At 63.6% G+C, this 13,584-nt stretch carries 12 protein-coding genes and 2 tRNA genes; 3 read left to right on the top strand and 11 right to left on the bottom strand.

The genetic code is table 11. The features are described from left to right. The 7 genes from G394_RS0110240 to G394_RS0110210 all read right to left on the bottom strand — a co-directional run. Positions 1-195: transposase (locus G394_RS0110240; RefSeq protein ID WP_028577567.1), on the bottom strand; the 195-nt coding region annotated here is incomplete at its 3' end. A gap of 346 nt (positions 196-541) precedes the next feature. Next, positions 542-618 (bottom strand) — tRNA-Asp (locus G394_RS0110235). 12 nt (positions 619-630) lie between these two features. After that, positions 631-706, bottom strand: a tRNA-Val gene (locus G394_RS0110230). Between the two features lie 116 nt (positions 707-822). Beyond that, a complete protein-coding gene (locus G394_RS0110225; RefSeq protein ID WP_028577566.1) occupies positions 823-1,248 on the bottom strand; it encodes a PGPGW domain-containing protein in 426 nt (141 codons plus the stop codon). Positions 1,249-1,278: 30 nt separating this feature from the next. Continuing rightward, complete coding sequence (locus G394_RS0110220) at positions 1,279-2,277, bottom strand: adenosine kinase (RefSeq protein ID WP_028577565.1); 999 nt, start codon at positions 2,275-2,277, stop codon at positions 1,279-1,281. 65 nt (positions 2,278-2,342) lie between these two features. Next, entirely contained in the window at positions 2,343-3,404 is a 1,062-nt protein-coding gene (locus G394_RS0110215; RefSeq protein ID WP_028577564.1) for an AI-2E family transporter, read from the bottom strand. Positions 3,405-3,608: 204 nt separating this feature from the next. After that, complete coding sequence (locus G394_RS0110210) at positions 3,609-5,792, bottom strand: glutamine synthetase III family protein (RefSeq protein WP_028577563.1); 2,184 nt, start codon at positions 5,790-5,792, stop codon at positions 3,609-3,611. A gap of 417 nt (positions 5,793-6,209) precedes the next feature. Here G394_RS0110210 and G394_RS0110205 point away from each other — a divergent pair, with 417 nt between their 5' ends. Continuing rightward, on the top strand, positions 6,210-7,454 hold the full coding sequence (locus tag G394_RS0110205; protein WP_051307104.1) for an EAL and HDOD domain-containing protein: 1,245 nt from the start codon (positions 6,210-6,212) through the stop codon (positions 7,452-7,454). A 4-nt stretch (positions 7,455-7,458) separates the two neighbouring features. On the opposite strand, the gene G394_RS0110200 is transcribed toward G394_RS0110205, so the two are convergent. Further along, complete coding sequence (locus G394_RS0110200; protein WP_028577561.1) at positions 7,459-9,909, bottom strand: glycogen/starch/alpha-glucan phosphorylase; 2,451 nt, start codon at positions 9,907-9,909, stop codon at positions 7,459-7,461. 209 nt (positions 9,910-10,118) lie between these two features. On the opposite strand from G394_RS0110200, the gene msrB reads away from it, so the two are divergent. After that, positions 10,119-10,520 carry a peptide-methionine (R)-S-oxide reductase MsrB gene (gene msrB, locus G394_RS0110195; protein ID WP_028577560.1) on the top strand — a complete coding sequence of 134 codons (402 nt, stop codon included), beginning with the start codon at positions 10,119-10,121 and terminating at the stop codon, positions 10,518-10,520. Positions 10,521-10,741: 221 nt separating this feature from the next. Further along, positions 10,742-11,224, top strand: coding sequence for a 3D domain-containing protein (locus G394_RS20200; protein ID WP_051307102.1), 483 nt, complete (start codon positions 10,742-10,744; stop codon positions 11,222-11,224). 61 nt (positions 11,225-11,285) lie between these two features. Here the strand turns inward: G394_RS20200 and G394_RS0110185 are convergent, their stop codons facing one another. The 3 genes from G394_RS0110185 to G394_RS0110175 are packed head-to-tail and all read right to left on the bottom strand — an operon-like array spanning position 11,286 to position 13,525. Continuing rightward, a complete protein-coding gene (locus G394_RS0110185) occupies positions 11,286-11,588 on the bottom strand; it encodes a Dabb family protein (protein WP_028577559.1) in 303 nt (100 codons plus the stop codon). Between the two features lie 10 nt (positions 11,589-11,598). Beyond that, the gene (locus G394_RS18775; RefSeq protein ID WP_051307101.1) at positions 11,599-12,273 is read right to left on the bottom strand and encodes a nicotinate-nicotinamide nucleotide adenylyltransferase; all 675 of its coding nucleotides are present in this window, start codon (positions 12,271-12,273) and stop codon (positions 11,599-11,601) included. Continuing rightward, the gene (locus G394_RS0110175; protein ID WP_028577558.1) at positions 12,266-13,525 is read right to left on the bottom strand and encodes a glutamate-5-semialdehyde dehydrogenase; all 1,260 of its coding nucleotides are present in this window, start codon (positions 13,523-13,525) and stop codon (positions 12,266-12,268) included. The genes G394_RS18775 and G394_RS0110175 overlap by 8 nt, the downstream gene beginning before the upstream one ends. Positions 13,526-13,584 lie beyond the last annotated feature (59 nt).

Genomic DNA, 13,584 nt, shown 5'->3' with positions numbered 1-13,584 from the left:
GCGGCCATAATAGCCGCTGCGATAGCCCAGACGGCCCTCTGTGCGCTCACCCTTGGATGCTCCAAGGGCTGCGTCCATCTCGGCCTCCAACGTTTGCTGGACAACCGCACGCACGAGTTCCTTCAAAACATCCTGTTCGCCTTCAAGAAGCCCTTTCAGTTCAGACGACGATAGAATAGAATTCTTCCTGACCATGGCAGACTCCTCCCGGAGTTGTGGATTGGTGGTACAACCCACACATGCCATGGTCTTTCTTTTTGCTGAAGATCCCGCACACTACCCTGACTTTTCTCCAAAGCATTACCGCTTCCGAACGCGAATAATAATCGCAAATTCCCTACAAGATATGTTGCACCACCGGCAAGTCCTTCTTTTGTCATACATAATGCATCCAAGCACAACCGGATCATACGTACTTGAGCCAAACAAAAAAGCCACCCGTCACCGGATGGCTTCTCCCTGATTCGTAAGACACTGACACACAAACCCACGCAAGAAAAAAGGGATCCCAGTCTTTCGACTGAAATCCCTTGTTCTCTAATGGCGGGGCCGATGGGACTCGAACCCACGGCCTCCGGCGTGACAGGCCGGCGTTATAACCGTCTTAACTACGACCCCGCATGGTCTTCTTGGTGGGCGGTACAGGGATCGAACCTATGACATTCGGCTTGTAAGGCCGACGCTCTCCCAGCTGAGCTAACCGCCCTGCCCCGTCCAACGAGAAACCGCTTTTATGTGGACATCCGCCTCATGTCAAAGGGTTTTTTCGTTAAAAATCGAAATCCGAGATAAATTCTCGGAAAACGCCCGACCGGCCTGGGTTCACGCGGTCCGGTCCCGGCTGTCGCCGTCCGTTTCGAGTTCGCGGACATCGGCCTTTCTGCGGATCCAGTTGATGCTTTTGAGCACCGGACCGCGGGAGATGAGATAGCGTTCCAACCCGAACTTGCCGGGGAAGTCCATGAGCACGATGCCCAGGAACATGGTCAGCAGGCCCTGGCCCGGCAGGAAGAGCATGACGATCCCGCCCAGGAGCAGGACCACGCCAAGGGCGTTCTTGAGCACGAGCACGGCAAGGCGCAGGACCGGATGCCTCCTTCGCCACGGCGTAGGGCCGCGCCGGTCCCGGCGGAAGTAGTCCGCCGGGATGCGCACGGCCAGCATGGGGACCACGGCCAGGGACCCGACGAAGGTCACGGCCGAGACCGCCGCCAGCCACCAACCCCAGTCCTCGATGCCGGCGAACACGCTCAGGCTCCTGCGCGGTTCATGGCCTGATCACCGCCCTCCCCGGAACTCGGCCAGGGTCTTGGCATACTCCTCGGGCTTCAGGCGCGGGCCGAAGACCGTGACGACCTTGGATGCCGCCAGGCTCGCGAAGCGTCCGGCCTCGGCGTAGGTCATGCCGTGGGTGATGCCGTGCAGGAAGGCCCCAGCAAACATGTCGCCCGCGCCGTTGGTGTCCACGGGCGTAACCGGGAACGGGTCGACCTCGTGCAGGGCGTAGCCGTCGAAGATCAGGGCCCCCTCCCCGCCCAAGGTCACGACAAAGCTGCCTGCTATGCGGCGCAGGCTGTCCACGGCCTTGGCCAGGGTGCGGCACTCGCCCCACAGCAGGGCCTCCTCGCGGTTGCAGAACAGCAGGTCGACTCCTTCGCCGATGATCTCTTCCAGGCCCAGGCGGAAATACTTGACCATGGACGGGTCCGAGAAGCTGAGCGCCGTCTTCACTCCGGCCTCGCGGGCCAGGCGCATGGCCTCGGCCACGGCCGGGCGCGCCGTGGGCGAGGTGACGAGGTAGCCCTCGGAGTAGACGAACTCGGAATCGCGCAGGGCCTCGGGGCGCAGCTGATCCACTGACAGGGACTCGGAGATGCCCAAAAACGTGTTCATGGTCCGCTCGGCGTCCGGCGTGACCATGACCAGGCACTTGCCCGTCACGCCCTCGGCCCGGCGCTCGGCCAAGTTGGTGTCAACGCCGGCCCTGGCCAGCTCCTGGGTGTAGAAATCGCCCATCTCGTCGTTGCTGACCAGGCAGGTGTAGAAGGAACTGCCGCCGAACAGCGCGTTGGCGACCACTGTGTTGGCCGCCGAGCCGCCGCCCGAGCGGTTGCTGCGCTCGCCGCGCAGGTATTCGAGGAGTTCGAACTGGCGCTCTTCATCGACCAGGGTCATGAAGCCCTTCTCCACTCCCATGGTTTGCAGGAAGGCGTCGGAGACTTCGAATTCCATATCCACCAGGGCGTTGCCCATGCCGTAGACGTCGTATTTCTTCATTTGGTGTCCTTGATTGAATGGTGAACGCCCATGGGGGACCTGGAGACCCATGGGACCTTTTTTGGTCAGGCCTGCCCCGAGCCCATACGCTGGAACTTCCACGCCTCCAGCACCGACTGCGCCAGCGTGGCCAGGGGGATGGCGAAAAAGACGCCCCACACGCCCCACACGCCGCCGAAGACGAGGATGGCGGTAATGGAGGCGATGGGATGCAGGTTCACGGCCTCCGAGAGGAGCAGCGGCACGAGCAGGTTGGCGTCGAGGAGCTGGATGGCCAGGTAGGCGATCATGGCCCAGGTGAACTGTGCGCCCGGCCCCCACTGGATGAAGGAGATGATGACCACGGGCACGGTCACCACCACGGCTCCGATGTAGGGGATGATGACGGACAGGCCCACCAGCAAGCTGAGGAGCATGGCGTAGTCCAGGCCGAAGAGCAGGAAGCTGGCGTAGGTCGCGGCCCAGACGATGAGCACTTCCCAGATCCTGCCGCGCACGTAGTTGCCGGCCTGGGTCTTGAAGTCCGTCCAGACCTTGCTGGCCAGGGTGTGGTCCGCGGGCAGGAAGCCGCTCAGCCATTCGAGGATGACCCGTTTGTCCTTGAGAAAGAAGAACACCAGGATGGGCATGAGCACGAGATAGACCACGAAGGAGAAGACCGAACGCACCGAAGACAGGGAAAAGGCCAGGACCTTCTGGCCGATCTGCGAAAACTGCAGCGTCAGGGAATCCACGATGGCCTGGATCTGCGACTCGGTGAAGAACGGGTACTTCCGGGGCAGATACTCAAGCAGGGTCTGTCCCTGCGCCACGATGGCCGGGATGTTCGCGATGAGGTCCGTGATCTGCGAGGCCAGCAGCGGGATGAGGGCCAGGAGCAGCACGGCCAGGAAGAGCATGAAGAGCCCGAAGACGATGCCGACGGCCAGCAGCCGCGGGCAGCGGAAACGCTCCAGGGTTCGAACCAGTCCTTCCAACAGGAAGGCGATGACCACGCTGGCGATGACAGGCGCCAGCAGGTTGCCGACGGACAGGACGACGGCCGTGCAGATGGCCAGGACCAGCAGAAGGATGACCAGCTGCGTGTCCGAGAAGACCGTGTTCAGCCACTTGCGCAGGATTTCCATGGTGTTCGCTCGTTCGGGGTGGAAATGGGCTTCCGCTTATCTAGACACAGCCGTGCGCGCCGTCAACGCGGGGCCTGCGCCCAAAAAAGCGGCCGCCCCTGGTGGGGGCGGCCTGAGGAGGAGTTTCCGGAACCGGCCGGTTTTCGGCAAAGAACCTGGCGAGGGGAGGATGCGCTTCGACAGGCCGGTTCGGCGGAAATAGGGTTAGCGGATGAAGAGCATCTCCATGTAACTCGGCAGGGTCCAGAGGTCGTCGGCGACGAGGGTCTCCAGAATGTCGGCGTGCTTCCGCACTTCGCCCATGGCCGGCAGGATGGTCTTCTGGAAGTACTTGGCGTGCTCCATGGTCGAGGAGCCCTTGTCGGCTTCGAGCAGAGCTTCGAGCTCGTAGGTGACCTTCTGCATGGCGCGCAGGTTGGTGGTCAGTTGGTCGAGGGTCGTGGTGCCGAATTCCTTGCCGATGGCCTTCAGGTTCGCGCAGGCCGTGGCCAGTTCGCTCTGGTAACGGAAGGAGGCCGGGAAGATGACGGTCTTGGCCATGCGCAACATGAGGTTGGCTTCGGTCTCGACGGTCTTGCAGTACTGCTCCAGGTAGATCTCCTCGCGGGAGCGCAGCTCGGCCTCGGTCAGCACGCCGAACTTGGTGAAGAGCTCGATGGTCGAAGGCGCGGACAGCATGGGCAGCGCGTCGGGGGTAGCCTTCAGGTTGGCCAGGCCGCGGCGCTCGGCTTCCTTGTGCCATTTCTCGGAGTAGCCGTCGCCGTTGAAGATGACGGCTTCGTGCTCGACCATGAGCTTCTGCAGCAGTTCCTGTACGGCGGCGTTGAGCTTGGTCTTCTTGCCGCCAGTGGCCTTTTCCAGCTCCGTGGCGATGTAGTCCAGGGACTCGGCCATCATGGTGTTCAGGGCCACCTGGGAGCCGGCGATGGACATGGAGGAGCCCACGGCGCGGAACTCGAAGCGGTTGCCGGTGAAGGCGAAGGGGCTGGTGCGGTTGCGGTCGCCCGGATCCATGGGCAGCGGGGGCAGCGTGTCGACGCCGATGTGCATGACGCCCTTCTGCTTGGAGCTCTTGACCTCGCCCTTCTTGAACTGCTCGAAGACGTCGGTCAGCTGTTCGCCGAGGTAGACGGACATGATGGCCGGCGGGGCCTCGTTGGCGCCGAGGCGGTGGTCGTTGGAGGCGCTGGCCACGGTGGCGCGCAGCAGCGGGCCGTACTTGTGCACGGCGCGGATGGCGGCGGCGCAGAAGACCAGGAACTGGGCGTTGTCATGGGGCGTGTCGCCGGGATCGAACAGGCAGCCGACCTCGTCGTTGCCGATGGAGTAGTTGAGGTGCTTGCCCGAGCCGTTGATGCCGGCGAAGGGCTTTTCGTGCAGCAGGCAGACCATGCCGTAGCGCTTGGCCACGCTGCGCAGCACGGTCATGACCAGCTGGTTGTGGTCCGTGGCCAGGTTGCCCTGCTCGTAGATGGGCGCGATCTCGAACTGGCTGGGGGCCACCTCGTTGTGGCGGGTCTTGACCGGGACGCCGAGCTTGAAGAGTTCACGGTCCACTTCCATCATGAAGGACAGGACGCGGCGCGGCACGACTCCAAAATACTGGTCCTCGAACTCCTGGCCCTTGGGCGGCTTGGCGCCGAACAGGCTGCGGCCGGCGATGAGCAGGTCGGGGCGGGCGAAGACGAAGTTGCGGTCGATGAGGAAATATTCCTGCTCGGGGCCGGCGTAGCTGGTGATGGGCAGCTTGGTCTCGACGCCGAAGAGCTTCAGGACGCGCTTGGCCTGCTTGTTCAGGGCCTGCATGGACCGCAGCAGCGGAGTCTTCTTGTCCAGTGCCTCGCCGGTCCAGGACACGAAGGCCGTGGGGATGCACAGCACAGTGCCGTTGGGGTTTTCGAGGATGTAGGCCGGGCTGGTCACGTCCCAGGCGGTGTAGCCGCGGGCCTCGAAGGTGGCGCGCAGGCCGCCGGAGGGGAAGCTGGAGGCGTCGGGTTCGCCCTGGATGAGCAGCTTGCCGCTGAACTCGGCGATGGCGCCGCCCTTGCCGTCGGGCACCAGGAAGGAGTCGTGCTTCTCGGCGGTCAGGCCCGTCAGGGGGAAAAAGACGTGGGTGAAGTGGGTGGCGCCCTTCTCGATGGCCCAGTCCTTCATGGTGTTGGCCACGACGTCGGCCACGGAGGCGTCGAGCTTCTCGCCCAGCTCGATGGTCTTCTTCAGGGACTTGTAGATGTTCTTGGGCAGGCGCTCACGCATGACGCTGTCGTTGAACACGTTGCTGCCGAAAACCTCGGTCGGGGAGGTTTCCTTGAAATTCAGGGGGGCATGCGTGGGTTTATAGTCGGTGATGGCCTTGATGGCGTCCCGACGGGCCGTTAATCCGTTCATGATATCCTCCAGGGCAAGTTGGTGTATGCAGTTTCCGGCATGAGCCGTGCTCAGGTTCGCGAGGTACTAAGCAATCCAAGTGCCATTTCGACAACACCCTGAAATATATACCCCAGCCGAACTGGACAGTTAAATAGGTTACATTTTTGAAATATGCAACCGAATTATTTCCCCGGATGATCATAACAAAATTACAATTTTGCAAATCATGTATTGGGACTGGATACATCCTTGTACCCAGCAGCCACCGCAAAGAAAGCGTGCGAACCGCGCGCGACCGCATCGGCAGCATCGCGAGGCCTCCTTTGTCGTGAACATTAATGTTAACAATCCGTCCGGACCTTGATTTAAAGATCATACGCGTGCACGCTCTCCGGCAGAGCGACCTTCTCCCCACCGCAACCCGGAGTCCGTCCGATGCAAGCACCCGGCGCCGACAATCTGCATCTGCTGTCCCGCAATCCGGTTTTCACCTCCGCAAAATCCGTCTGGGGCTACGAGATCCAGGCCGCTTCGGGCCAGGCCGGCCTCCCGCCCGACCGGGAAGGCGTCGGCACGGTTGTGATCGCCGGGGATTACGTAGGCCTGAAGAACATCCTGGCCCGCAACAAGAAAATGCTCCTGGCCTATTCCCGGAAGCAGCTGGAACAGGCCGTACCCCGGGCCATACCTGCACAGTCGTCCGTCATCCTCCTCGGCCCCGACTGCCAGCGGGACAAGGGCCTGGACCAGTCACTGGCCCTGCTGGTCCGAGAGGGCCACACCCTGGCCCTGGAGTGGGACCCGCAGGTCACGCCCGGCGCCTCGTGCCTGGACGCGGCATCCTTACTCTGCCTGGACAGGCCCGGCATGATCGCCGACGCCGGCCTGCCCGAAGCCCTGAAGCGCGGCGCCGCGGCGAAGGATTGCCTGGTCCGCAACGTCGTCACGCGCTGCGAGGCGGAGAGCCTGCTCGGCCTCGGCGCGACCCTCTTCCAGGGGTCCTTTTTCAAGACCGCGGAAATCATCCCCGGCCGCCGGCTGTCCTCCCACCAGAACTCGCGCCTGCAGTTGCTGCGCGTCGTCGAAGGAGAAAATCCGGACCTCGACGCCCTGGCCAGGACCATCCAGGCCGACGTGAGCCTGTCCTACCGCCTCCTGTCGTACCTGAACTCCCCGGCCTTCGGCTTCATGCGCAAGATCGACTCCATCCGCCAGGCCATCACGCTGCTGGGCTGGATCAACGTCCGCAACTGGCTGCGCGCCGTACTCATGGCAGACATGGCCCAGGGCGAGATCCAGGGCGAGGTCCTGCACGTCTCCCTGTGGCGGGGCCGGTTCCTCGAACAGCTCGTGGCGCAGAACGATTTCTGGGATTTCAGGCCCGACGAGATGTTTCTGATGGGCATGTTTTCGCTGCTCGACGCCATCCTCGGTGTGAACATGTCCGATGCCCTGGCCTGCCTGCCCCTGACCGAGGCCCAGAAAAAGGCACTCATGGCGGCGGGACCCACGGAATACGCCCCGCTGCTGAACCTGCTACCCGCGCTGGAAGACGGTGAAGGCCAGGGCCCCGACAGGATGCTCCAGGACCTGAGCCTGGACGCGGACGCGACGCGCCGGCTCCATCTCGAAGCCGGCGCCTGGGCCGCGGCGATCCTGGACCTGGGACCCAGGAGCTGACGGATCACGCCAGGGGCGTCACCTGCCAGATGTTCCGAGCGTATTCCATGATGGCCCGGTCGCTGGAGAACCGCCCCATGTGGGCCGTGTTCAGGATGGACATGCGCGTCCACCGCTCCTGGTCCTCATAGGCCCGCGAGACCTCTTCCTGGGCGTGAACGTAACTCTCGTAGTCGGCCAGGACCATGTAGTAGTCGCCCTGGTTCAGCAGGGAATCGACGATGGGCCTGAACAGGTCCGGCGCCTCGGGCGAGAACGCGCCCGTGGCGATCATGTCCAGGGCCTTCTTCAGTTCCAGGGAACGTTCGAAGTACTGCCGCGGGTCGTACCCGTCCACGCGCATCCCCACCACCTCTTCCTCGGTCAGACCGAAAAGGAAGAAATTCTCCTCCCCCACCGCCTCCCGGATCTCGATGTTCGCGCCGTCCAGGGTGCCGATGGTCAGAGCCCCGTTCAGGGAGAATTTCATGTTGCCCGTGCCCGAGGCTTCCATGCCCGCCGTGGAGATCTGTTCCGAGAGGTCCGCCGCGGGGATGAGTTTTTCGGCCTGGGACACGCAGTAGTTGGGCAGGAAGACCACACGCAGGTCGCTGCCCACGGCCGGGTCCGCGTTGACCACGGCGGCCACGGAGTTGATGAGCTTGATGATCAGCTTGGCCTGGAAATACCCCGGCGCCGCCTTGCCCCCGAAGAAGACGGTGCGCGGCGTGTGGTGGCCTCCGGCCTCGGTGCGGATGCGGTTGTAGAGGGTGATGACGTGCAGGACGTTCAGGAGCTGGCGCTTGTACTCGTGAATGCGCTTGACGTGCATGTCGAAGAGGGTCGCGGGGTTCAGGCCCACGCCCAGCTTGCGCAGCACGTAGCGGGCCAGGAGTTTCTTGTTGCGCCGCCGCACCTCCTGCCAGCGTTGCCGGAAATCGGGGTCCTCGGCATGGGGCGCCAGGGCGTCGAGCCGGTCCAGATCCATGATCCACTCGTCGCCGATGACGGAGGTGATGAGCTCGGACAGGGCCGGGTTGGCCTGCAGGATCCACCGGCGCGGCGTGATGCCGTTGGTCACGTTGATGAAGCGCCCCGGATAAAACTCGTCGAAGTCCCGGAACAGCCTGTTCTTCAGGATGTTCGAGTGCAGCTGCGCCACGCCGTTGACCTTGTGGCTGCCGACGATGGCCAGGTGGGCCATGCGCACCTGCTTGCGGTCCCCTTCGGCGATGAGGGACAGGGCGCGCAGCAGGTCCGTGCGGCCGGGGTGCCTGCGGTCGACCTCGTCCAGGAAGCGGCGGTTGATCTCGAAGATGATCTGCATGTGCCGCGGCAGGACGTTCCCCACGAGGTCCACGGACCATGTCTCCAGGGCCTCGGGCAGGACGGTGTGGTTGGTGTAGGAGAAGGTCCGCTGGCAGATGCCCCAGGCCCGCTCCCAGTCCAGGGCCTCGTCGTCGACCAGCAGGCGCATGAGCTCGGCGATGCTGATGGCCGGGTGCGTGTCGTTGAGCTGCACGGCCACCTGGTCCGGGAAGCAGTCGAAGGATGAGTAGTTGTTCTTGCGGAAGCGGCGCAGGATGTCCTGAAAGGTCGCGGCTACGAAGAAATACTGCTGCCGCAGGCGCAGCTCCTTGCCGCGGGCGCTCTGATCGTTGGGATAGAGGACCTTGGAGATGTTCTCGCTCTCGGCCTTGGCCTGCACTGCGCCGATGTAGTCGCCGCGGTTGAAGACCTCCAGCTCGAAATCGCGGGTGGAGATGGCTTTCCACAGCCGCATGTTGGTCACGTTACCGTTCAGGTACCCCGGGACCATGATGTCGCAGGCCATGGCCATGACCGAGTCCGTGTCGACCCAGCGGAACCGCTCCAGGCCGGCGCTGTCCTGATAGACCTCACTGCGTCCGTAAAAGTGAATGCGATACATGAAGTTTACGCGGCGAAGGACCCACGGCGAGTCCTGCCGCAGCCAGTTGTCCGCGCACTCGTGCTGGTAGCCGTTCACGATGGTCTGATAGAAGATGCCGTAATCATAGAGGATGCCGTACCCGTAGGCCGGAATCCTGCACGTCGCCATGGAGTCCATGTAGCAGGACGCGAGCCGCCCCAAGCCGCCGTTGCCCAGGCCCGGGTTCCACTCCTCCTCCAGCAGCTCGTCCAGATCCAGACCGAAATCGCGCACGGCCTCCCGGCATTCGTCCTCGATGCCCAGAGCCTGGATGTAGTTCATCAGGAACCTGCCGGGCAGAAATTCCAGGGACATGTAGTAGACCCGCTTGGCGATGGAATCGTAGTAGGAGCGCTGGGTTTCCAGCCACTTGCTGACCAGGCGGTCGCGCACGCTGTAGCACAGACCGAGGTAGTAGTGCATCTGCCGGGGCGGGAAGGGGTCGCTGCCGAGGGTCAGGGCCACGTGCCGCTGGATATCGTCCTTGAGCACTTCCACGGTATGGTTGATCTCCGGGCTGTTCATGAATCCTCCTGCTTTTGATGCTGTCCGTACCCCGAACGGGAAAACATTCCAACTGGAATGTGCTCCTTTACAGGTTCAGCGCCGGCATTAGAAAACCTGAAACAAGGAGAACAGCAATGTCTGTCGCCAACGCTAAAGGGCCGCGAGCCCTGCTCTTGACAATTATGGTGCTGGCCTTGGCCTCAACCTGGCCGGCCGGAGGAGAGGCAATGGAAAAGATCATCAAGACCGACGCCCAGTGGCGCGAGTCCCTGACGCCCGAGCAGTACCATGTGCTGCGCGAAAAGGGCACGGAACCCGCCTTCACGGGCCTGTATCACGACCATCACGAGACCGGGGTCTATGCCTGCGCCGGCTGCGGCACCCCCCTCTTCGCTTCGGACGCCAAATTCGACTCCGGAACGGGATGGCCGAGTTTCTTCCAGCCCATCGACGAGACGCATGTCTCCACGCACGAGGACCGCTCCTGGTTCATGGTCCGCACGGAAGTGGTCTGCGCCGTCTGCGACGGGCACCTCGGACACGTCTTCCCGGACGGGCCCAAGCCCACCGGCCTGCGCTACTGCATCAATTCGGCTGCCCTGAACTTCGTACCCCAAAATACCAAGTAATCATCCCATCCCCCAGGAAGGAATGACTTTTCCTTCCTGGGCCACCCCAAATCCAATGCCCTTCCCCTGGGGTTGCCTCCCTTCGCTTCATCGGTTACATGCAAAATCGTTATGGACTCTCTTGTGTCATGCGGCCGGCATTTCCCGCTCCCCTTTCTCCTGCCCGTCTCCCCTCTCCCGATTCCCGCCGGCGGCATCAACTGAAGCATCACGAGGTATATATGAACGGTCACGGCTCTTTTGTCGTCACCTCCCTCTTCTTCGCCATGTTTTCCACCCTGGTGGGATTCGGGGTGCAGAAGACGGCCGAGTCGGAAGCGCGGCAACAGTACCTGCCCCGCATCCAGGCCCTCGACGAGGAACGGCAGGAACTGACCCGCCAGGTGGCGGAACTCGAACAGATGAAGATCAAGGAGGTCACGGTCACGGCCTACAGCCCGACCGAGGCCGAATGCGGACCCGATCCGCATGTCACCGCAAGTATGGTCAAGGCCCGGCCCGGCATCGTCGCCGTCAGCCGAGACCTCTTCGACCAGGGCTGGGTCTTCGGAAAGAAGGTCTACGTCAAAGGGCACGGGATCTTCGAGATTGCCGATCTCATGTCCAAGCGCCACACGCAGCGCGTGGATATCTTCTTCCCGGACACCGAGAAAGCCAAGAACTTCGGCGTCAAACAGGTCAAGGTGGCCCTGCTGGCAGGGTAGGGCAACGAAAAACCCCGTCTCGCGACGGGGTTTTTCATTTCAGAGGGAGCGGGCCGGAAGGCTAGAAGTTGTAGTCCACCACCCTTCTCTCGGCCGCGACGGCGGAGACGAAGGACACGCATTTCTGGTGTTCGGGATGGACTTGGTAGGTCTGCAGGTCTTCGGGGGAGTCGAAGACGGTGTACAGCACGACCTGGGTCTCCGGGATGGATGCGAATACGTCCGCGCTCACGACCAGGGTGCGCAGCTCGGGGATGAGCCCAGGCAGGGCGGACAGCATGTCCTTCATGATCTTCGCGTTTTCGGCCGCGGTCTTGCCCTCGGCGCTGTCCTTCAGTTTCCACATCACGATATGTCCGACCATGATTCCTCCGTCAGGGTTGTGATTGCCAGCAGTCCAGGAAGACGCGGGATTCGTCCCGCAACCTGCGCCTGACCGCCTCGGGCACGAGCCCGGATGTCTCCAGGCCCGCGCAAAACTTGTCCCGCACCATGCTCGCGCTGATGTCAAGCCGCGGCATGCTCACGAAGGCCACGAGCCGGCCGCCGGCGATGCGCCGCAGGCCGGGACCCTCCTTCTCAAAACGCCAGTGTTCGTCCAGAAAGCCGTCGACCCTGTCAAGCCCGATGCCCATGCGGTCCACCACGGCCAGATCCGCCAGCAGTGGCAGTTCGAGCCCGCGGTGCCATTCGGGCAGGGTCAGCAGATCCGTGCTGCCGAGGATGAAGACGTGGTTCACGTCCGGGGCGAACTCGCGCAGGCGGGTCAGCGTGGCGAAGGAGTAGGACGGAACCGGCATCCCGCCCTCGAAGTCGCTCGCCCCCAGGCCGTCCACGCCTTCGACCGCCTCGCGCAGCAGGCCCAGGCGTGTGTCGAAATCCAGCAAGCCCACCTCGCCCTTGTGCGGCGGGATGCGGGCGGGCATCAGGTCCACCCGCGCCAGGCCCAGGGCCTCCCTGGCCTCCAGGGCCATGCGCAGGTGGCCGTTGTGCACGGGGTTGAACGTGCCGCCGAGTATCCCGACCGATCCGGCCAGGGGGTTAGGCACGCACCTGTCCTTCGCCGAAGACGATGAACTTCAGGCTCGTCAGTTCCTTTACACCCATGGGGCCGTAGGAATGGATCTTGGAAGTGCTGATCCCGATCTCGGCCCCCAGGCCCAGTTCGCCGCCGTCGTTGAAGCGCGTGGACGCATTGATGAGCACGCAGGAGGCGTCCACCGTGCGCAGGAAACGCATGGCGCGGTCGTGGGTGCGGGTCAGGATGGCTTCCGAATGGCCGGAGCCGTGGGCGGCAATGTGCTCCTCGGCCTCGCGCTGGGTGTCCACGACCTTGACGGCCAGGGTCAGTGCCAGGAACTCGCGGCCGTAGTCGTCGGCCGCCGCGGGCTGGGCCGAGGGGCCGAGCAGGGCCAGGGAGCGGGGGCAGGCCCGGAAGGTCACGCCCTGGGGTGCGAGGCGCTCAGCCAGACGCGGCAGGAAGGACTGCGCCGCCTCGCGGTGGACCAGCAGGCACTCCAGTGCGTTGCACACGCCGGGGCGCTGGACCTTGGCGTTCTCGATGATGGCCAGGGCCTGGTCCTGGTCCGCGTCGGCGTGGACGTAAATGTGGCAGACGCCCTTGTAGTGCTTGAGCACGGGCATGGTCGCGTCCTTGACCACGGCCCGGATGAGACCCTCGCCGCCGCGCGGGATGACCACGTCGATATACTCGTCCAGCGACAGGAGATGCTTGACCGCGGCCCGGTCCGTGGTCGGGACCATCTGCACGCAGCCCTCGGGCAGCCCGGCCGTGTCCAGGGCCCTGCGCAGGAGGCCGCCCAGGATCTGGTTGGAGTGGTAGGCCTCGGAGCCGCCGCGCAGGATGACGCTGTTGCCGGCCTTGAGGCAGAGGATGGCCGCGTCGACCGTCACATTGGGCCGGGACTCGTAGATGATGGCGATGACGCCCAGGGGGATGCGCATGCGGCCCACGAGCAGGCCGTTGGGGCGCTTGATCATGCCCTCGACCTCGCCCACGGGGTCGGACAGTCCGGCCACGTGCCGGCAGGCCGCGGCCATGGAGTCGACGCCCTTGTCGGTGATGCGCAGGCGGTCGATGCGGGCCTCGTCGAGGCCCGCCGCCCTGGCGGCGTCGAGGTCCTTGGCGTTGGCCGCGAAAATCTCACCGCGGGTCTCTTCGAGGAGGCCCGCCAGGACCGTCAGCACCGTGTCGCGCTGACATCCCGTGGCCGTGGCCAGTGTCCGCGACGCCGCCCGGGCCGACGCGGCCAGTTCGCGCATTTGCGTTTCCAGATTCATCCGTCACTCCTGTCTGCTGGGGGTCCAAAGCCGAATCGTGAAAATGATGTTCATTAAAG

The organism is Desulfomicrobium escambiense DSM 10707, from assembly GCF_000428825.1.
Lineage (GTDB): Bacteria > Desulfobacterota > Desulfovibrionia > Desulfovibrionales > Desulfomicrobiaceae > Desulfomicrobium > Desulfomicrobium escambiense.
This window is presented reverse-complemented; position numbering and strand designations above follow the sequence as displayed.